Annotated in this window: 19 protein-coding genes and 2 pseudogenes; 7 read left to right on the top strand and 14 right to left on the bottom strand. The window is 59.8% G+C overall.

From position 1 onward, the window contains the following. Window positions 1–88: 88 nt before the first annotated feature. A pseudogene (locus AWB69_RS45990) lies at window positions 89–313 on the top strand (zinc-binding dehydrogenase); the annotation flags it as partial. Between the two features lie 77 nt (window positions 314–390). On the opposite strand, the gene AWB69_RS24040 reads toward AWB69_RS45990, so the two are convergent. After that, the gene (locus AWB69_RS24040; RefSeq protein ID WP_062089320.1) at window positions 391–1,350 is read right to left on the bottom strand and encodes a GlxA family transcriptional regulator; all 960 of its coding nucleotides are present in this window, start codon (window positions 1,348–1,350) and stop codon (window positions 391–393) included. Between the two features lie 109 nt (window positions 1,351–1,459). Here AWB69_RS24040 and AWB69_RS24035 point away from each other — a divergent pair. Continuing rightward, window positions 1,460–1,764, top strand: a pseudogene (locus tag AWB69_RS24035) (putative quinol monooxygenase). A gap of 186 nt (window positions 1,765–1,950) precedes the next feature. Continuing rightward, window positions 1,951–2,565 carry a hypothetical protein gene (locus tag AWB69_RS24030; RefSeq protein ID WP_062089319.1) on the top strand — a complete coding sequence of 205 codons (615 nt, stop codon included), beginning with the start codon at window positions 1,951–1,953 and terminating at the stop codon, window positions 2,563–2,565. 242 nt (window positions 2,566–2,807) lie between these two features. Here the strand turns inward: AWB69_RS24030 and AWB69_RS24025 are convergent, their stop codons facing one another. Both AWB69_RS24025 and AWB69_RS24020 read right to left on the bottom strand, forming a co-directional pair. After that, window positions 2,808–3,545, bottom strand: coding sequence for a sulfite exporter TauE/SafE family protein (locus tag AWB69_RS24025; RefSeq protein WP_062089318.1), 738 nt, complete (start codon window positions 3,543–3,545; stop codon window positions 2,808–2,810). Window positions 3,546–3,765: 220 nt separating this feature from the next. Next, window positions 3,766–4,275 carry a hypothetical protein gene (locus tag AWB69_RS24020; protein WP_062089317.1) on the bottom strand — a complete coding sequence of 170 codons (510 nt, stop codon included), beginning with the start codon at window positions 4,273–4,275 and terminating at the stop codon, window positions 3,766–3,768. Window positions 4,276–4,592: 317 nt separating this feature from the next. Here AWB69_RS24020 and AWB69_RS24015 point away from each other — a divergent pair, with 317 nt between their 5' ends. Together AWB69_RS24015 and AWB69_RS24010 are read left to right on the top strand one after the other, a co-directional pair. Continuing rightward, window positions 4,593–5,501, top strand: coding sequence for a LysR family transcriptional regulator (locus AWB69_RS24015; RefSeq protein WP_062089316.1), 909 nt, complete (start codon window positions 4,593–4,595; stop codon window positions 5,499–5,501). A gap of 126 nt (window positions 5,502–5,627) precedes the next feature. After that, window positions 5,628–5,993, top strand: a complete 366-nt coding sequence (locus tag AWB69_RS24010) for a VOC family protein (RefSeq protein ID WP_062089315.1) — start codon at window positions 5,628–5,630, stop codon at window positions 5,991–5,993. Window positions 5,994–6,400: 407 nt separating this feature from the next. Here AWB69_RS24010 and AWB69_RS24005 read toward each other — a convergent pair whose 3' ends face one another. The 11 genes from AWB69_RS24005 to AWB69_RS23955 all read right to left on the bottom strand — a co-directional run bounded on the left by AWB69_RS24005 (window position 6,401) and on the right by AWB69_RS23955 (window position 16,595). Further along, window positions 6,401–7,165, bottom strand: a complete 765-nt coding sequence (locus AWB69_RS24005) for a DUF4410 domain-containing protein (protein WP_062089333.1) — start codon at window positions 7,163–7,165, stop codon at window positions 6,401–6,403. 321 nt (window positions 7,166–7,486) lie between these two features. Further along, complete coding sequence (locus AWB69_RS24000) at window positions 7,487–7,798, bottom strand: non-heme iron oxygenase ferredoxin subunit (protein WP_062089314.1); 312 nt, start codon at window positions 7,796–7,798, stop codon at window positions 7,487–7,489. 8 nt (window positions 7,799–7,806) lie between these two features. Further along, window positions 7,807–8,112: an aromatic-ring-hydroxylating dioxygenase subunit beta gene (locus tag AWB69_RS23995; RefSeq protein WP_156528953.1), complete on the bottom strand. Its 306-nt coding sequence runs from the start codon at window positions 8,110–8,112 to the stop codon at window positions 7,807–7,809. Further along, a complete protein-coding gene (locus tag AWB69_RS47920) occupies window positions 8,048–8,299 on the bottom strand; it encodes a helix-turn-helix domain-containing protein (protein ID WP_156528952.1) in 252 nt (83 codons plus the stop codon). The genes AWB69_RS23995 and AWB69_RS47920 overlap by 65 nt, the downstream gene beginning before the upstream one ends. Window positions 8,300–8,409: 110 nt before the next feature. Continuing rightward, window positions 8,410–9,174, bottom strand: a complete 765-nt coding sequence (locus tag AWB69_RS23985) for a transporter substrate-binding domain-containing protein (RefSeq protein WP_062089332.1) — start codon at window positions 9,172–9,174, stop codon at window positions 8,410–8,412. 138 nt (window positions 9,175–9,312) lie between these two features. Then, window positions 9,313–10,899: a carboxylesterase/lipase family protein gene (locus AWB69_RS23980; protein WP_062089312.1), complete on the bottom strand. Its 1,587-nt coding sequence runs from the start codon at window positions 10,897–10,899 to the stop codon at window positions 9,313–9,315. Window positions 10,900–11,138: 239 nt separating this feature from the next. Next, on the bottom strand, window positions 11,139–12,263 hold the full coding sequence (locus AWB69_RS23975; RefSeq protein ID WP_062089311.1) for a hypothetical protein: 1,125 nt from the start codon (window positions 12,261–12,263) through the stop codon (window positions 11,139–11,141). Then, a complete protein-coding gene (locus tag AWB69_RS23970; RefSeq protein WP_062089310.1) occupies window positions 12,250–13,572 on the bottom strand; it encodes an MFS transporter in 1,323 nt (440 codons plus the stop codon). The genes AWB69_RS23975 and AWB69_RS23970 overlap by 14 nt, the downstream gene beginning before the upstream one ends. Window positions 13,573–13,723: 151 nt before the next feature. After that, entirely contained in the window at window positions 13,724–14,875 is a 1,152-nt protein-coding gene (locus AWB69_RS23965; RefSeq protein ID WP_062089309.1) for a DUF5624 domain-containing protein, read from the bottom strand. Window positions 14,876–14,899: 24 nt separating this feature from the next. Beyond that, entirely contained in the window at window positions 14,900–15,778 is an 879-nt protein-coding gene (locus AWB69_RS23960; RefSeq protein ID WP_062089308.1) for an amidohydrolase family protein, read from the bottom strand. 34 nt (window positions 15,779–15,812) lie between these two features. After that, a complete protein-coding gene (locus AWB69_RS23955; RefSeq protein ID WP_062089307.1) occupies window positions 15,813–16,595 on the bottom strand; it encodes an HpcH/HpaI aldolase family protein in 783 nt (260 codons plus the stop codon). A 97-nt stretch (window positions 16,596–16,692) separates the two neighbouring features. Between AWB69_RS23955 and AWB69_RS23950 the strand changes: the two genes are divergently transcribed. Further along, a complete protein-coding gene (locus AWB69_RS23950; RefSeq protein WP_062089306.1) occupies window positions 16,693–17,580 on the top strand; it encodes a LysR substrate-binding domain-containing protein in 888 nt (295 codons plus the stop codon). 45 nt (window positions 17,581–17,625) lie between these two features. Further along, window positions 17,626–18,138: a nuclear transport factor 2 family protein gene (locus tag AWB69_RS23945; protein ID WP_062089305.1), complete on the top strand. Its 513-nt coding sequence runs from the start codon at window positions 17,626–17,628 to the stop codon at window positions 18,136–18,138. Window positions 18,139–18,333 lie beyond the last annotated feature (195 nt).

Genomic DNA, 18,333 nt, shown 5'->3' with positions numbered 1-18,333 from the left:
CTTCGCTATCCAGTTCGAAGACCGGATGTCGCCGGGTTAAACCAAAACCCGTTTACACAAAATCCGGGACACCCCCGCGATAGGCTTTCTGAGCTATCGCATCCGAAAAGCGGCGAAACGTCATCACGTCAGCTATTCATTTCTTTTCATGCGACCTGATGGCGGCCAACTAAGCCAGATCGCCAAGCTCATCGACGCAGGCACCATAAGGCCTGTGATAGATCGGGTGTTCCCGTTCGAGTCAACCAAAGAGGCTTTGGCTTACGTCGAAACCGGACGTGTAAAGGGTAAGGTTGTCATCAAGATCCAATAGTCGGGCAAGCTCGTGAAGAAGTGGCTGGAATTACAGCCACCAAGTTCGACGTGCGCAGATACGCCGCGGGAACCTTCTCACGACGCACGCAACTCACGCACTCCCTTCCCTATCCGCCGCCGAAGCAATGTTCGCAACGTGTGGCCGTCCGCATACCCGACCTGCTCGGCAATGCGATCAACGGTGAGCTTGCTCGTCTTGAGCAAATGGACGGCACGCTCCACGCGTAGATCCTGAATGTACTCGACGGGCGTTTTACCGAGTACCGCGTCCAGACGCCTCGTCAAGGTCCGCTTGCTGGTCGCCAATGCATCAGCGACCACGTCGAGCGAGATTGCGGTTTCCAGGTGTTCACGCACCCAACGGTCGAAACGTTCGACGAGCGGGTCCGAATGGGCAAGGTGATCGGAGATCGCATACGCAGACTGCGACAGCCTCACATCGAATACGAGGTACTTGGCCACGAGCGCCGCAAGCTCGGGGCTGTTGTTGCGGATCAACCAGAGTGCAAGGTCGACGTGGCTCAGGGCCGCCCCTGCCGTCAGCGCGCCGCCGCTGGGAACGACAATGCGATGCGCATCCAGGTGCACGTGCGGGTAACGCTGCCGGAACAGCGGCGAGAGCCACCAGGTGGTCGTGGCTTCGCCACCGTCGAGCAAACCGCTTTCAGCCAGCACGAATGTACCCGTGCAGGCCGCCGCAACGCGGGCGCCGCCACTGCGCCACGAACGCAAAGCCCCTAACGCATCGACCACATCGTCCCGGCCGAGCACAGGCACAAGCGTCTCGGCCGTCATGCGGTTGAGCGCAGGCAGGACGACCCAATCCGGCGCAGGGGCGTGGCTCATATCGCACACGGACACCTGCATCCCAAGCGCGGTACGCACCTGGGGCCGCACCCCTACCACCGTGATCTCGAAGCCCGCTGTGGTTACCCCCGTCGCGTGAGCGAGGCTGTTGGCCATCGTCAAGCTGTCGAGCACGGCGGTAAGACCCGTATCGAACACTCCGTCAAGCGCGAGGACAAAAATTCGCATGGCAGGATTGGTACCAAGATTGTCGATTGAGACAGTATTCCCCGGCGCACTCTGTTTGTACAGTGTGGATCACCGCATGAACCTCTCACGCGGACACTGGAGAACAAAGATGATCAGGCATGCCTTGTTTGTCCGACTTGAAGCCAAACCGGGAAAGGAGCAGGCGGTAGCAGATTTCCTTACCGCCGGCCTTGAAATGACCAATCGTGAGGCGACCACGCCGGTCTGGTTCGCCCTCAGGTTCTCGCCAACAACGTTCGGCGTCTTCGACGCCTTTGCGAGTGAAGACGATCGCCAGGCACACTTGGTGGGCAACATGGCCAACGCGCTGATGGCAAGCGCCGACGAGATGCTGGCAAGCCCCCGTCGATCGAGTCTATCGACGTCCTGGCGATGAAGAATCAACTGGCCTGATCCGTTCGTGTCGACCAGAGTTAGCGCTTTAGCGCTTACTCTGGTCCCATGCAGAGCTGTCGACCAGAGTTAGCGCTTTAGCGCTTACTCTGGTCCCATGCAGGGCACAAATCCAACCGCGCAAGATGCTTGCCGCAACCGTGGCGGCGTCCCGATTCAATCGCATTCATGTAGACGGAGTAACTCGTGTCGATTCATTACAAACTAGGTGTGTTGCTCGCTGCCGTTGCGTTTTCAAGCGTGTCATTTGCACAAACGCCTGACGTCAAACCGGAACGAATTCGCGGCGATATCGTGTCGTTCAAAGGCGAAATGCTGACCGTGCACCGCAACAGCGGCGACACCGTGTCAATCGATGTCAAGCCGGACGTCGGTGTGTCGGCGCTCAAGCCCGCCAAGCTTTCCGACGCCAAAGTTGGTTCGTACGTGGGGACGCCGGCGCTCGCGGGCGGCGATGGAAAATTGACGGCCACTTCAATGATCGTTTTTCCCGAGGCGGCGCGCGGTACGGCCGAAGGGCATTTCGCTTATGACTTCGGCCCCCAAAGCACAATGACGAATGCAAACGTGGTGTCGGTTGTCACCGGCACCAGCGGCCGTGAACTGAACCTGTCGTACAAGGGCGGCAGCAGCACGGTGACGGTGCCGGAAAATGTGCCGGTCGTGACGCCGGTTCCGGCGGCCAGAACGGATCTGGCCGCGGGGAAGAAGGTGTTCGTCGTAGTGACACCCGGTGCGGGCGGAGTTTATGACGCGCACGTGCTGTTCGTCGAAAAGGACGGCGTGGCGCCGCAGTTCTAATGCATGACGCCGGTCCGCTGTAGCGCTCGTGGCGATGACTTGACCCATGCGCAGCAAGCGCAGTCGGCCACGGTACCGGACTGATATCGTGCTGGGGGTCGTGGATGACTACAGCAGCGACTACAAGCGGCTGGACGCCGTCAACACTGCGATCTCCCTCTCCATTCACTTAATCATCCTGATCGATTTTTACGTTTTCTTATTCAAGTCCAACCGTGGCGTGCTAGTTTGCAAGGCGAACCCTACAGGACGTGTGATTTCCAGATCATTTGAAACGCGGCGGCAAGCACAAAAAGCAGCACCAGGATTCGAAAGGCACCGGGCGGGAGTCTGTCGCGAAGCGGGCGTACAAGCATGATGCCGGCAATGACGGGAATGCTTGCCGCGGTCGAAATAGCGATGTCGGTCAGGCTCGTATGAGCGCCTCCGCTGAACGTAAGGATCAGGGTGAGGATCGACACCACGAGAATGATCGCGATCTGTTTCGTAAATGCCTTGCCTGTTGCCCCTGTCGCAATCAGATACATTGCAAGCAAAGGCCCGGGCACCGACGCGATGCTTTCCATCACGGCCGCGCCGAACCCAAACACAAAACCGGCGGGCCTGGCCAATGCGGGCGAAAGCGTGAGCTTCGGCGCGGCGAGCAACAGAAGCGCAGCAAGCATCAGCAGACCACCGGCAGCGGCTTGCGCGCGATGCGGCGCGAGTGAAATCAAGACCGTCACGCCCACGATATTCCCCAGGACGGTGCCAATAAGGGGCGTCGCAATACGGCGAACCGTGGGTAGCATCTCGCCGCCTTCCAGCGCTTGGGGGATATTGCCGAGAATGATCGGCATTGACAGAAGAAGCACCGCCTGCTTGATGGGCAGGAATTGACTCAATATTGGCATGGCGACGAGTGGCACGCCAATGCTGACGATCCCTTTGACCATGCCGCCAAGCACGAGCGCGACAACGACCCCGAGTATTTCGGGCATATTGAGCGCCTGAAGGCTGGCGCCGAGAACGCCGTCAGTGAGATTGATTTGAGCCGCCGTAAAAATGAAAGATGTCTTGGCCGCTATGCAACATGAACGACCGGATCGTAGGGTTTAGCGTCGGAGAGGCCGCGCATTTCGAATGCAGCAATTCCAGTTCCGGTTGCACGGCTTCACTGCCTGGGCGACACCGGGCTGTGCTCGTTCATTTACTTGTTCTCTACTCGGTAGGTCCGGCCGGCGGCCGCGGTCGAAAGCCCACGATCAGAGCGTTGGCCTCCTCGAAGAACGCATCCGGGAAGGTCATCGAGACATGGGTAAGCGCTACGCGGGCAGCCGTGAGCATCATTGAAAGTTGCTGGTCCGATGCCGACTCGCCGAACAGCACCCGCTGTCCGAGCGCAACGCCGCCATCCCTCGCAAAGAGACGCAAAACGTAACCAAGGGAGGAGTTGGTCAGCATTTCAGCGCCGTATGTGTCGGCAAGCGCTGTGAGCATGGCGATTTCCACCTTGTTCGGCCGATAGGGCACACGACGTTCTGTCCGGCGTATCCCACTGGCTGACACGCTGCCGCTCAAGGGCGGGACACGGGTGACAATCCGGGCCGCCGCATCGAGTGCTTGCACCCCCGACCAAAGCCCTGCCCTGAACGCCGAAATGGCCGCGTCCATCTTGAGTACGAGACGAGCGGTCTCCTGGCTGGCTGGATCGGGCATGGTTTTGGACATTAGCAAAACTCGGGGCGGGGGTGCCCAACTTTACACCGGAAACGCAGGTCCCATGAAGTGCTCTCCGTATCGCAAGGGCACGCTTGCTCAATGATCGAGCCGATCACGTCAGGAACGGATACTGCCCTTGACCCGGACGAGCCGGCCAAGAGTACCGGACGCATGTTCCGGGCGTCTGCGGCAATCACAGACGCGGCTGCATTCGAGCAATCCGTCCAAGGCACACCGGCATGCATGGCCGTCGTTATGATTTTCCACTATTGTTAAGGGAAACGTGCTGATCCGCTCCCCCTTTTGTCTTCCGCTCCCGGGCAATAATGACCTTTAGTCTTCAGCAACTTCATGCGTTCACAACGATTGTCGAAAGCAGCAGCCTCGGTCGCGCAGCGGAGGTTCTCCATGTGACGCAACCGGCTCTGAGCCGCACGATCAAGAGACTGGAGGAAGAGCTCGGCGCCCCTCTGTTCGAACGTCATTCGAAAGGCATGCAACTGACCGCGATCGGCGAAGCCCTGCTCCCGCACGCCACCCTGCTGCTGCATGAAGCCGACAATGCGCGTGAAGAGATCGATGCAATCCGCGGCCTCGCGAAAGGCACGATCCGGGTAGGCGCCGTGGCAAGCATTGCAACGCTCGTGCTGCCCCTGGCGGTCAGCGGCGTGCTGGCCCGCTGGCCGAACTTGCGCGTGCAGATTATTGAGGGGGTGTGGGACCGGCTCGCCGACAGCTTGCTCAAGCAGGAGATCGATCTCGCGCTCAGCATGGCAGTGCCCGATACGGCCGAGATTGCAGCCATAACCGATTGTTGCTGGGAAGACACGAGCTACGTGGTGGCCGCGCTCGATCACCCGCTGCGTGCCAAAACCGATCTATGCCTCGCCGACACCCTCGGTCAGCAGTGGTGCGTGCCGCCTCGGGGCACGGGCCCGTTCGAGCACATGCAGCGCGTGTTCGCCGAGCATGGACTCCCCATGCCGGAGATCGCGGTCGAGACCCGCTCCATCACGGTCCTGAAGAGTCTTGTCACGCGTGCGCGGTTTTTAAGCTGGATGGCCGCGCCCATGTACGACACGGAAAGCGCAGCCGGCGTGTTCGATACCTTGCCTATTCCAGGACTCGTCGCACGCCGCACGCTAACGGCCTTCCGACGCCGCCAGGGCATTCTGCCGCGCCCGGCGGTCATGCTGCTGGAACAGCTACGGCAGTTGACCGCGACCGCTGCATGAGCCCCCTGATCGCTCTGGATCCGACCGGTTTCTTCGTGTTTCCCGTGCGCCTTGCAGCTTGATAAAATTCCTACGCTGTTTCGCCAACAATGGAAGCAACCTCATCTTGCGGAGTGACGAACCATCATGGACCAGATCCTGGCTATCCGACCTTTCGTGCCCGCGAAAGACTTCGATGCTTCAAAGCGTTTCTATCGCGCATTGGGGTTCACGCTGACCCACGAGGACGAGAGCATTGCGGTATTGAAGCTGGGCAGTTTCAGCTTCATTCTTCAGAATTTTTACGTGAAGGAATTTGCCGAAAACTGCATGATTCAGCTTCTCGTCCGGGATGTGGATTCGTGGTGGCAGAAAGCCAAACCCGGCGAGCTTGTCGAGCAGTTTTCGGTCGGTTCCCCTCGCGAGCCGGCGCTGCAAAGCTGGGGGATGAAGGTCGGATTCATCTTCGATCCTTCCGGTGTACTTTGGCACGTGGCTGAAGTCCCGTTCTGAATCCGCCGGTTTTGATCCTTGACGTTTGATGCTTGATGCCTGACTACGTGCAAGGGCACCGGCCCCTGATGCGAGCAGACGTCCCCCAACTCTCGCCCGCGCCAATCCCCACTGTTTCCACCACGCCTCGCGCCATGCCGCTCCGCCTTTATGGCCGGACGCGCCGTCGAATGGCGGCGACAATCTCACCGAAACCATACAAATAACTGTCATATTAATTACGCAAGCTCGCGGCTTCATTGGACGGATGCACATTCGTGCTCGTCAAAAAGGCGAATGGCCGAGGAGATTCCATGTCCACTGGCGATAGCCTACAAAAACGGGGAACTGGGCTTGACCGCGGACAATGACCAGTTCTGGTCATATGTGAAAGAGACGGCACACGACTACAGGCATACGGTCGTGCATTAGCCCTTGATGCGATCGGGCGTCATCCAGCCCTCGGTTACGCCGATCTGCGCGAGCTGCTTCGCGATGGAATCGGCGAGCCGCTTCGCGTCCGCCGACACGCCGGGGTGTTTCGTCTCGGACACCGCATGCAGACCCACACCTGCGGCAGCCGATGTCGCGACATGTCCGGCCGCGGCGCCAATCCCCGCTGTTTCGGCCACGCCAGGCGCCTTGCCGCTGTCCGCCTTCGCATCGAAACTCTGTACCAGCCTCGGCATTTCGCCCGCTGGTTGATAGACGACCTGAACGGACGTGCCGACCTGGCTTTTCCCCGCGCCCAGACCAACCAGCATCCGGCGGCGGCGATTCCCGGCATCGATCGTGTCGAAGCTGCCCTGCACGATCAGGACGTTCCGGTCCGCAGGCGCCGGTGAATCCGCACGTACGGCGTGCAAACCCATTGACTGAAGTTGCTTGACGATTTCATTGGCTACCTGCTCGCGCACTTCGACGGCATCGTCAGCTTGCTTCTGCATGGTCGACGCGCTGTCGAATTGCGACTTCACCTTCTGAAGCAAACCACCGTCGAGTTTCACCTGGTCCGGCGTGCTTGCAAATGTATAGACATAAATGGTCTCCGGCCGCACCTGCGCCGCCGCTGGAAAAGCACTCACGTTGGTCACGCCGCCAGCACAGCCGGTCAGCAGAACGGCACAAAAAGCCAATGCGGACAGTGCACAAAGGGCGCTTCGCCCGGCTAACATCTTACGAATATTCAGCATGTTCATTCCTGTCATCGACACCATTGTGTCTCGATTATTTCAACACGTCGTCCGATGAGATAAACAAGTATGGATAGCTGATCATCGGCGCTCTATGTGCACGGGAAATGCCGGGTCGAAACTGCGTTGAAACTGCGCTGAATCTGTGTTTTCCTGGCGTTCCTGCAACGAAGTGAAGTATGAATGAACCGCTGTGCAATCTCCATTCAACAATTATGTCGCGGCATGTCACGGGCAACGTGACGCTCGTTTAATCAGAGGATTCTCCTGGCGCCGATCGGCCTTACGCTTGACCTGCAGCCCTTTTGTCTCTCCCGTGACCTAAATGTCTACGTAGACGCTGCCGTCCTCGATCTTGACCGGATACGTCCGGATATCCGCCGTCAGGGGTTCGCACATCGCTTTTCCACTCCGGATATCGAACCGTCCCTGATGCAACGGGCACTCGATCTCGTGCCCGTCCACAAAACCGTCGCAGAGACGTGCGTGGCCATGCGTGCATATATTGCCGGTGGCAAAAACCTCGCCATCCACACCGTAGATGGCCAACTCCCTGTCTCCCGCCTGCACCGCGACGACATCGTCGGTGGGAACTTCTATCAACTCGATAATCTTCATCCATTGCCGTGTCATCTCAAACCTCAGATCGGGTAGATCAGCGAGTTAGGGATCATCTCGCCATCAAAAACGCATACACGCGACTCAAACTTCAATCCTTCGTCTGTCCGGCGGATTGTGTCGAGATAGCGGCCGACGTTGAACACCGTGGACAGTTCGTCTGGCTTCGTTCGGAATACTGCATAGTTCGCTTCCGACCGGATCGTTTCGGCTTCGACCTTCAGGATGCGCGGGACACTCACAAGGTGCCGCCCTTGAGCAATCTTATTTTTCTTCAGCGGCAGGAAGTTCGATCTCGCTCTCGAGCGTATCGAGTTGCGAGTAGACATCGGCAAGCGTCTTCTTGAAGATCGCGAGCATCGTCTTCGATAGTCCGCTGACCGCAACTTCCTCGAAGTGCTGCGCAATCGGCATCAATTGCGCCACGAGCGTCTCGCCCTCCTTCGTCAGAGCGATCGCCACCGCTCTCGCGTTGTTTTCGAGCCTGCTGCGAGAGACCAGCCGCATCTTCTCCATCGGACCTGCCTGAGTCCAAGAGCGCAAACGGCACGGCTCATAGGGCGATAACCTGGTTGGTGCCTTATCCAGTCAGGATCATGAGGAAGTCCTCTGCCCCAGGGAAATATTCAACTCCCTACGACAGGATCGATTTCCGCTGCGCTCAACCCATACCGCTCCATTCTGCTCCGATGTTCAGGCGATCCGAGATACTGGCGCAATTGCCTGTCGAATTCCCAACGCAGCTCAACGTTGGTCCTGGAGAACGAGAACGCGCCTTTAGGGGGTTCATACGGAGCCGCCTCCGCAAGATCGAGCGTGACGGCGGACAAGGCGGCGTTGCCGATACGCTGCACTAGCGTGCGGTTTCCCAGGGCCGTGCTCGCGTATGCGTCGACGTGGCCCTCCATCACCGCATCTATTGCCTCTTGTTGTTCAGCGTACTGTTTTATCCGCGTCCCGGGTACGCCCGCACGCAGGGCTGCGTCGTGTTGAACCTGACCGGTGATCACGCCCAACAGCGCGTCGGCACTTAGCGCCAAGCCCTCATAGCTCGTCAGTTGCTTCGGGTTCCCGGCGCGAACCAGGAAGCCGTCGTGCAAGGCCCAGACAGGCGTGCTGAACGCAACCAGCGCGGCTCGCTCTGCCGTCACGAACAAGGGCACGTTGATGTCCCACTCCCCCGCAGCCACGCCGGGAAGCAGTTCGGAAAACGTCGTCAGCCTGCACTCGACCGTATGCACACCCATAGCCCGCAGGATCTCTTCGGCCAGTTCAATATCCGAACCCGATGCGAAGCCGCGTTGATCACGCGTCCCGAAAGGCGGCTCCTCGATGTATGCCAGAACGACTTTCTCGCGCCAGTTTCGATTCGATTGCGACGTGCCAGTCATGAACGTTATCCTCTCGAGCAGCATGAATGCCGGAAGATAGCATTGTCGCATCCGAGCGGCACCCTGCTTTCGCAGCAGGATCACGCGCGAGTCAGATGCACGCGGATCCTGCCGCCCTGCTAGTCGCACGGCATCGCGTTACAAGTGCTGTGATGGCGGCTGCCCATACCAGTAACTGCAATTGTGAGCGCTATACGCGTCATACGTGTTCGAGACAGGATAACCAAAGTCCAGAATCTGGCGCGTCGCGGACGTGTAGGCCGGCCAGTTCGCAACCGCGCTCCCGGTATTCGGATTTCCGGAGTGAGCGAATGCCGAGAGCGCTGCCGTCATCGCGTCTGACAGCGTTGCCTGATTGGCGGTGGGAGTCGGAATCAATTGCCACCAGTAGTCGAGATCGGACGAATGAAAGGTGCCGTAGTCCAGCGTGGTCGGTGGAAGAATGGAAGTCAGTCCACCCACGTTGTACGGTGCCGGATCGGAAAAGCGGTACATGTACACCGCTGGCGAGAACCTGGCGAGATTGTCGCCGTCCTGCAGGGCGGTGCAAACGAACCTGTAGTCGCCAAGTGCCGCTGCTAGTGCCTGACTAGGCGACGAATACTGGGCAAGCGGATAAAGCGCGGCCGTGCTGGCGCCTGGGACGCCGAGGTACCCCGCTATGGTGTTCGTGTAGTTCGCTGCCTGGACCGGATTGCCTTGGGCATCGAAAGCCGCCGCGACGAAAAACGTGCCTTCGTTCTGTGTAAAACCGGATATCAGGGGCACACGATTGAACGTGCCGGCGGCAAATCCCTGGGACGTCGAGGTGGGCAGCACCTTGCCGTCGACAATCGCGTACCACGCGTTGGGATTGCCCTGCAACGTGGCCGCGGCGGGAAGCTGCCGCAGGCAATCCGCGCTTGCGGCCGAGCCGCAGCCCCACCCGTTCGCAAGCGCCGTACCGCTGGTTTCAGCTTGGGCCAGTGTCGCTTGAACCCGGCTGAAGTCGCCACTTTGTGCGACTGCCTTCGCAAACAATCCCGCCGATCCGGGCGACGCAAGTTGAACATAAACGGAATGTCCTCCGGCTGAATCGCCGAAGATAGTCACGTTCTTCGGGTCACCGCCGAATGCGCCGATGTTCTTCTGCACCCAGGTCAGTGCAGCAACCTGGTCCATGACTCCATAATTGCCCGCAGCTCCGTTCGGGTCCTCTGCGGCAAGCGCAGGATGGGCGAGAAAGCCCAGTGCATTGAGCCGGTAGTTGAACGTCACCACAATCGCATTCGATTTGACAGCCAGGGCTGAGCCATCAGTGGCAATACCGGAGCCGTTGATAAACCCGCCGCCGTGAATCCAGAACAGCACAGGCAAAGGCGTTGTTACCGTAGTCGGTCCAGGCACATAGATATTCATGTACAGACAGTCTTCGCTGCCTGCCATGGCAGCCGCCGTACCCTGCACGCATTCCGACCCGGCATGCGATGCATCATGAACGCCCGAGTACTGTGCTGCTGCAACAGGCGCTTTCCAGCGAAGCGCGCCGACGGGCGCCGCCGCATACGGCAAGCCCAGATACTCATGCACCCCGTTGACGGTAATGCCTCTTGCCTGGCCCTGAGCGGTCTGAACCAGATTCGGGTCACCCACAGTACTACTGTCACTGCCGCCGCAACCCGCCACCATCAACGGCACGGTTGCTGCGATAGTCCATCCAATGGCTCTTTGACGGTGTTTTTTCATGCTTGTCTCCTGATTTGCGAGTCAAAGCGCATGCGCCTTGACTCTTCACAGCCATGGCCGCGCGCGGCATTGCCTAAGGCCGTCCTTGTCGCGTCGTCTTATGGCGTTAATTTTTTTTAGGCAAAGGAACACCCCGCCTCTCCATGAGGGCGCTCTTAACCAACGGTCATTGATCCCTGTTAGCAGGAAAGGCGTCGGGTCATACGGTAGCCCGACAGCGTTGCGCGTCGGGTATGCGTTCAGCCATCGAATCGATAAAGCACGCTATCTACACGAAAGCGAACGTCCTCTGCCAGGCTGTTGCTGACCAGCAGGTAGCGCTGGCCCTCCGCCATGAAGGCCGCAGCGTCAGTGCCGCCGGAGGTGGGAAACTCATCGACGAGTTCGAAGCGGTCCTGTCTCCACAAGAATATCTGCGATTGCTGCTGCGTATGCGGTGCGTGGGGCGTGCCGGTAATGAAACACACACGCACGAGATAACGGCCGCACGCACCTTCAACAAGACAGAGCTCGCGCCCGCCCGCCCCGCCGAGCGACTGGACCGGATCGAACTGAATCCGAGCCTCGTCGAACTGGAACAAGCGTGTCTCTCCCATCAGGTTCGCGTGCACCATCCACAACCTGTCCTGTTCGATAAAGAAACTGAATGCACGTCCACCCGGTTCGTCAAAGCGTTGAACAACATCGAAACGCTCGCCCTGCCAGCGGTAAATGGAAGAGCCGCTGACATGATCCGCATAGGCCAGATAGTGCCGGCCTCCGAACGTGATGAATTCCCAGTTGTAGCCCCAACGTCCTTCGAGTATCTGTAGCAGGCCGAACTGTTTTCCGTCCCATTCGAAGATTCGGGATTCACGCGGGTTTTTTGGTGTTAGGCCCTCGACGGTAACGCCCTGCGCCAGCGCCAGGAAATGCCTGCTGCCAATGGAGAAAAAGCGCCACTGTTTGCCTGCGAACGTCGGAAAACGCTGGAACGGGGTCCACTGATTGTCGTCGCGTTCGTACAGGACCGATTCGACGTCCAGCGTATAAGGGCCGCTTCCGGAGCGCACGCCCACGGTTGCGAGGAAGCGCCGGTGATCAATCTCGAAGTACTCCGCGTCCTCGCCGCCGGGCATCGCGAGTGTATCGTGCTCGACGAGCCGCCCCGCTTCCCAGGTATAGATCAACGCGTCGACGTCGCTGTCGCCCACGTTCATTCCGGGCGCCTGGCCAGGAATATCGAGCGCGAGTTGAGGAACGACAGCAAATAGCTGGCGGTCGATGTCGAAAACTTCGACTGCTCGCGCACCGCTGGTCGCCAGCCTCTGCACTGGTGTAAGGAGTGGTGCAAAAGGCGCTGTAAGCGTCTCAGTGCTTGCCATCGCCAACCTCCGGTCCGGTCATCATCAACTTCGAAAAAGGCTTGTGACGCAGCGTCCCGTCGCCGCGCGGACGCCATAGATTGGCGAGTGTAATACTGAGCGCCGCTAACAATGCCAGCATTGATGCCGCCAGGAACAGGCGGCCGAGCGACCAGTTCTGCGCGAGCAGGATGCCGCCGACCACCGGCCCGATGATCGACCCGGTGCGCCCGATGGCCAGCGTCCAGCCCACGCCTGCAGCGCGTACGCCGGTGGGAAAGAGGCAACTGGCAATGGCCGGAAAGGTCAACTGACCGCCGACAATGCACGCGCCCACCACGAACAGCAAGCCAAACGCCGCGTTGCCGGCGCCGATCACCCGGCCGAGCGTGAAGACCATCACGGCGCCGGCAACAAACGCCACGGCCACCGCGACAAACGGCGCGCCTCGCCTCACGATCAGCGAGATCAGCAACGCTCCGGCGATCGCACCCACGTTGAGCACGACCGCACCCAGCGCGGCCCGGTCGGGGGCTACGCCGTTCAGGTTGAGGATGGTTGGCATGAAGCTCACCAGGAAGCCCGACAGGATCATGCTGGCAAGCACGCCGAACCAGAGCGCGAATGTCGCGGCGAAGCGTCCCTCGGCAAACAGGTTGCCGACGAACCGGGCCAGCAGATCGCCCATGAAACCATCGCTTGCCTGGATGGCCGGTTTGGTCGTTGCCTCGGCCGGCGTCGCGGCCGGAAGGATCAGCAGCACCGGGATGATTGCCGCGAGTGCGCACGATCCGCCCATCAGGAACACGAACGGCCAGCCGAATTTCATCATCAACGCGGCCGTGATCGCGCCGCCTACGACCGCACCAAGCGGGAAGCCGATGAACATCAGGATGACCAGCGACGAGCGGCGTTCCGACGAAGCGCTTTCGGCCGTGATCGCTGCGATAGGCGGAATCGCGCCGCCCATGCCGAGGCCGCCGAGAAAACGCAATGCTGCGAGCGTGCCTGCGGAATTCGCAAATGCGCAGGCCAGCGTGAAGCCCCCTGTCACGACCAATGCCAGCACGAGCATCTTCCTGCGGCCAAAACGATCGGCAAGTGGCCCTATGATCAGCGAGCCCAGCACCGTGCCGACAAACCCCGCGCCGAACACGCGCCCGAGCGATGCGTGGTCGATCTGCAGCGATTTCGCCAGCAGCGGTGCGACGAACGACAGCATGAGCGTGTCGAATCCATCGATCATGGACACGGCGAAGCAGACAAGCGTGATGCTGACGACCGAGCGGACAGCGCGGTCTCCAGAGGGTGCGGCTTCAAGATGGTTCATGGTGTAACGTCTCCTGCGTCGACCAGAGTTGGCGCTTCAGCGCCTTACTCTGGTCCCATGCAACATGGTTGCGCTGCGCGGCTTTCTATATAGATCGGCATGACCGCCCTGCCATGCCAATGTCTTGTTGCTTGCTACTGCTTGACGGCTTCTACCACGTCGACGGCCCGGGATAGGTGACGTTCGTGAAGCCTGGAATCTCCACTTGCTCCGGGCGATTCCCGTTGGCCTGCAACTGATCGATGATGTAGTCGGCCACACAGTTCGACAACAGTTGCGCCGGGTCTTCCATGATGCGTCTGAGCCGCGCGGTAGTGGCATCTCGGTCGTTCACCGACATGATCGGTGGCATGCGCTCGGCGGCTGCCGGTTCAAAGCGATACCCCGGATGATCCGGAAACAACTCCCGCGCCACATCTATGCTGGCACGCGTGTTCTGCCACAGCATCCGATAGGTGTTTTCCAGCGCAACCAGACCCGCGGCATCAGGCAACTCTGCCACCGAGAACGACGGTGCATGCGGTGCAACAAACACGCGTTCAGGCGGCAACGCACCGTCAGAGACGCGCCAGATCAGATGGCACATGTTGTTGGTCGCCCACGTTGCACCAGCCGTCGGGCGACCCGATCTTCCGCTGACCAGCACCATCAGGCGTGACCAGTCGAGCTCCTGAGCACGCAGCCAGTTGCCGATCCGGTAGACGATATCCAGGAACGCGAGACCGAAGGTCGCGAACATCACGTCGTTCATGGGCACCGGGACCGTGTCCGAATCCAGTGGGGCGAAATAGTGATCGAGCAAGAAATCGAAGCTCATCAACGCAGGTTCGTCTGCTGCACGCTGAAGTAGATCGACCGTGGTGCCGCACGTATAGTCGACAAGGTTTGCGAGCTTGACGTCGAAGCCCGCCAGACTCCGGACTGCGATCTCGTCGCGCCATAGCGCCGGTGAATTGGCCTCGCGAGTATTGCGTGCATGAACCAAGAGCTTCGCGGCGGCTTGCTGCCAGCCGTCGTCGCCGGCGCCGAGTTCGCGCATTCGTGCGAGATAGGCAATCGCAAGCGGCAGATGCGACACGGCGGTCAGTTCGATGAAACCCCGAGTAGATTTGCGGAAGCTCTCTATGGACGCTGGCCGTCCGCCGCCCGGAAACAGTACGATGTCCGAACCAGTCGATACCAGCAGCGGCGCGTCCGCCTCACGCTGCGTCATCTGTTGCGTCAACTGGTTGCCAATGCTGGCCGGGTCCGATGTAAACGCGCGGAACAGATCGGCAAAAGCGGGATGCGGTTGATAAGTCATCGCCTGAAGACTCCGTGATACAGGTCAGTAATCAAATAGCCGCGCGGGGTTGTCGGAGAGAATCACCTGGCGAACCACAGGGTCTTCCGTCCACGCGCCCAGCAGATTGAGCAGCTCTCCGGTGTCGCGAGTCGAGTCGGGAATGTGCGGCCAGTCAGACCCCCAGATAACCTTGCGCGGTGCTGCGTCAATAATCTTCTGCGCCATCGGCGCAACGGCGTCGTACCCGCGATGTTTGGCAATCCGGTACGGCGCACTGAGCTTGAGCCAGCAATTGCCGTCCTTGAGCAGGCTCAGCAAGCGCTCGAAATCCGCCGCTGTGAGACCGTCCTCTTCAAGCATGTACCCCATGTGATCGATCACGAAGTCCGATTGCACGTCCGCCAGGAACGGAATCAGGTTACGCACCACCCAGCCGGGCGCGTAGAACTGCACATGCCAGCCGAGGCTCGTGCACAGCCGCGCCATGCGGGTGATGTACTGCTGAATCTCTTCGGTCGGCAGCGCCGAACGCGCGAACAGGTCTAAGCGCACGGCACGAACACCTGCCCGATGGTAACGATCAAGCGCGGCTGCATCGGTATTTTCTTCGATCATCACAACGCCTCGTGCAATCGGTCCGGCAGCGTTCAAGGTGTCGATCAGGCAACGGTTATCCGTGCCGTAGAAACTCGGTTGCACGATCACGAAACGCTCAAGTTGAAGCACGTTCATCAACTGCAGGTAGGATCCCAGCTTACCGTCCGGCAAGGTGTAATGCGGGTGCGCCACATGGGGATACACTGCCTCGGGGCCGAACGCATGCATGTGCGCGTCGCAAGCATGAGCGGGCATCTCGAAGGCGGGGCGTGACAGCGTATCGAACGCACGCATCGGGGTGGAAATCAGCGGAGTCTCGGCCATGACAATGGGTTTGAATAGTTGAAATAAGCGGGGCTTAGAGGAACGCCGCACGACTGCTTTCCATCCGCTGACGCAGTGCGTTCAGGAACAGATCCGTATCGATACCCGCAAAAACGAAGGGCGCGGCGCCGTCCTTTCTAAGGCCCGTCAATGCGTCGCTATCCGGCATGCCCCCCACGATCGCGACCTTGCCGCAACGCTGAGCAGCAGCAATGACCTGGCGGCATGCCTCCACCACCTCGGGGTGCGTCGACTCACCGGTGTGTCCCAGGTCGGCACTCAGGTCGTTGCAGCCGACTGCCAGGATGTCCACGCCGTCGACTGCCGCAATCGCATCCGCCGCTTCCACGCCTGCCCGGCTCTCGATCAGCACCTTGATTGCGGTGGCGTCGTTGAGCGTCTGATTGAGTTCGCGGGGGTGTAGCTTTTCGAAGTTCACATAGGGCAGCGTCGCGAGTTGCGAGCGCTGTCCGAGCGGCGGGAAACGCGTTGCCGTGACCACATCCCTGGCTTGTGCGGCCGTTTCCACCCGCGCCACGATGATGCCGAGCGCGCCGCCGTCGAGCACGCGGTTGATCGTGCCGTAGTCCCGCTCAGGGACCCGCACCCACGGCGTCAAGCCTAGATCGACCGCGCATGAGCACAACTGCGCGACCGTATCCACGGGCAGCGTGCTGTGTTCCATGTCGATCCATATGGTGTCGTAGCCGGTTGCTTTGGCCCAGCGCACTACGTCCGTGGTTCGCGATGCGCGGATACCCAGCGCGTAGACGGGAACACCGGCCCGCAAGCGCTCGGTCAGTTCGATACCGTTCATGTTGTCTCCCTCTGTTATTAGCTTCGGAACAAGTATCGCCTTAGAATCCATTCTGATTTATTCTCCAGAAAATCTAATTGATTTATAGAGACAATCAATGCACGTCAGGCACCTGGAGTATTTCGTCGTGCTCGCCGAGGAGCTGCACTTCCGGCGCAGCGCCGAGCGGCTGGGCATTACGCAAGCGCCTTTGAGCCTTGCGATCCAGGCGCTCGAAACAGAACTTGGCGCGCGCCTCTTTCATCGGACGAGCCGCTCAGTGGTGTTGACGGAAGCCGGGTTTTCCCTGATGAACGATGCCAAGCACATCCTCGCGCGGATCGACCTCGCCAAGGAAAACGTCTGGCAGACGGTTAGCGGACAGGTCGGCCGCTTGCGGCTTGGTTTTACCAATGCGTCATCGTTGTCGCCGCTTTTTCCCCGGTTGATTCATGCATATCGCACGCAACGGCCGAATGTGCAGATCGGGCTGCATGAGTTGTCTTCGTCGCAGCAGATTGAACAGCTTGACGCCCGCGAACTCGATGTCGGGTTGCTGCGCCTGCCGCTCTCCACGCCGCCGTCGAATCTGGTATTCACACCGCTGCTGGAAGAGCCGCTGCTGCTCGCCATGCATGCACGGCATCCGCTTGCCAAGGCGGCGTCCGTCAAGATCGCGGACCTGCGCAACGAGCCGTTCATAGCCTATCCAAGGCAAGCGGGCGTGGCGGTGCATGAACAGACCGTCGCGTTATGCGCGAAGCGCGGCTTCGAACCTTATGTAGTCCAGGAAGCGCAGCAGGCGTCTACTCTGATTGGCCTGACCGCAACGGGCCTGGGGATCGCACTGGTGCCGGCCACGCTGAAGGCCATCGCCATACCGGGCGTTGTGTTCAGGGAGCTTGACGATGACGATACCAAGACGACGCTTTACATCGCTCATCGTCATGGCGACGTGAACTCGCGCGTCCAGCAGTTTGTGGAGCTGGCACTTGCCCTGCGATAAAGCGGGTAAGCGGCCGGTGAGAGAAAACGCCCTAACGGATTTCCCATGACCATCACATTGTTTAAACCATCCCTCCTTCGCCGGGTACTCGCCGCTACCGTACTGCTTGCCATGGTCGCGAGTCACGCCGCCTTGGCGCAAGATAGCGCCACACCGGGCCATACCGCCACGCGAGATCTCGCCCAGGAAGAAAGCAACCGCGCGCTGGTCGTGCGTTTCTACAACACGGTATTCAACCAGCACGATCTGAGCATTGCCAGCACCCTGCTTGCTCCTGATTACATTCAGCACAACCCGCATGTGCCAAGCGGGTCTGCGCCGTTTATCAGCTTCTTTACCGAGCGCTTCAAAGCAAACCCCGAGGCACGCTCGACGATCGTGCGCAGCGCCGCCGACGGCGACCTCGTCTTCCTTCACGTTCACTCGACAAGCAACCCGCAAGACCGGGGCAATGCCATTGTCGATATCTTCCGTGTCGATCACGGCAAGATTGCCGAGCATTGGGACGTGATCCAACCGGTGCCCGAGCACGCGGCTAACGACAACACAATGTTCTAGCTCAGGCTCGTGACGTTCGCGATTGGCCGAGACCCGAGATCCCCGCGAGCCTCGCGATAAAAATTGGTAAGCAGCGGAAACAGGTCGTAAGCACTGCGGGAAACCGCGCACTCCTTCTCACATCGCACACCCAAAGCCGGTGCGATGATTCGACACGTAAAACGCTTCGCCACGCATCGGTTAGCCGCAAGCCAG

Source organism: Caballeronia udeis, assembly GCF_001544555.2.
Lineage (GTDB): Bacteria > Pseudomonadota > Gammaproteobacteria > Burkholderiales > Burkholderiaceae > Caballeronia > Caballeronia udeis.
This window is presented reverse-complemented; position numbering and strand designations above follow the sequence as displayed.

Bases quoted from the DNA above. Each gene is read 5' to 3' on its own strand.
- AWB69_RS23985 (WP_062089332.1), bottom strand. From the start codon at position 9,174: ATGACTGGCACGTCGCAATCGAATCGAAACTGGCGCGAGAAAGTCGTT.
- AWB69_RS23960 (WP_062089308.1), bottom strand. From the start codon at position 15,778: ATGGCCGAGACTCCGCTGATTTCCACCCCGATGCGTGCGTTCGATACG.
- AWB69_RS23975 (WP_062089311.1), bottom strand. From the start codon at position 12,263: ATGGCAAGCACTGAGACGCTTACAGCGCCTTTTGCACCACTCCTTACA.
- AWB69_RS24010 (WP_062089315.1), top strand. From the start codon at position 5,628: ATGGACCAGATCCTGGCTATCCGACCTTTCGTGCCCGCGAAAGACTTC.
- AWB69_RS23950 (WP_062089306.1), top strand. From the start codon at position 16,693: ATGCACGTCAGGCACCTGGAGTATTTCGTCGTGCTCGCCGAGGAGCTG.
- AWB69_RS23965 (WP_062089309.1), bottom strand. From the start codon at position 14,875: ATGACTTATCAACCGCATCCCGCTTTTGCCGATCTGTTCCGCGCGTTT.
- AWB69_RS24040 (WP_062089320.1), bottom strand. From the start codon at position 1,350: ATGCGAATTTTTGTCCTCGCGCTTGACGGAGTGTTCGATACGGGTCTT.
- AWB69_RS24020 (WP_062089317.1), bottom strand. From the start codon at position 4,275: ATGTCCAAAACCATGCCCGATCCAGCCAGCCAGGAGACCGCTCGTCTC.
- AWB69_RS24015 (WP_062089316.1), top strand. From the start codon at position 4,593: ATGACCTTTAGTCTTCAGCAACTTCATGCGTTCACAACGATTGTCGAA.
- AWB69_RS23970 (WP_062089310.1), bottom strand. From the start codon at position 13,572: ATGAACCATCTTGAAGCCGCACCCTCTGGAGACCGCGCTGTCCGCTCG.
- AWB69_RS24005 (WP_062089333.1), bottom strand. From the start codon at position 7,165: ATGCTGAATATTCGTAAGATGTTAGCCGGGCGAAGCGCCCTTTGTGCA.
- AWB69_RS23955 (WP_062089307.1), bottom strand. From the start codon at position 16,595: ATGAACGGTATCGAACTGACCGAGCGCTTGCGGGCCGGTGTTCCCGTC.
- AWB69_RS47920 (WP_156528952.1), bottom strand. From the start codon at position 8,299: ATGGAGAAGATGCGGCTGGTCTCTCGCAGCAGGCTCGAAAACAACGCG.
- AWB69_RS24025 (WP_062089318.1), bottom strand. From the start codon at position 3,545: ATGCCCGAAATACTCGGGGTCGTTGTCGCGCTCGTGCTTGGCGGCATG.
- AWB69_RS23995 (WP_156528953.1), bottom strand. From the start codon at position 8,112: ATGTCTACTCGCAACTCGATACGCTCGAGAGCGAGATCGAACTTCCTG.
- AWB69_RS23980 (WP_062089312.1), bottom strand. From the start codon at position 10,899: ATGAAAAAACACCGTCAAAGAGCCATTGGATGGACTATCGCAGCAACC.
- AWB69_RS24000 (WP_062089314.1), bottom strand. From the start codon at position 7,798: ATGACACGGCAATGGATGAAGATTATCGAGTTGATAGAAGTTCCCACC.
- AWB69_RS23945 (WP_062089305.1), top strand. From the start codon at position 17,626: ATGACCATCACATTGTTTAAACCATCCCTCCTTCGCCGGGTACTCGCC.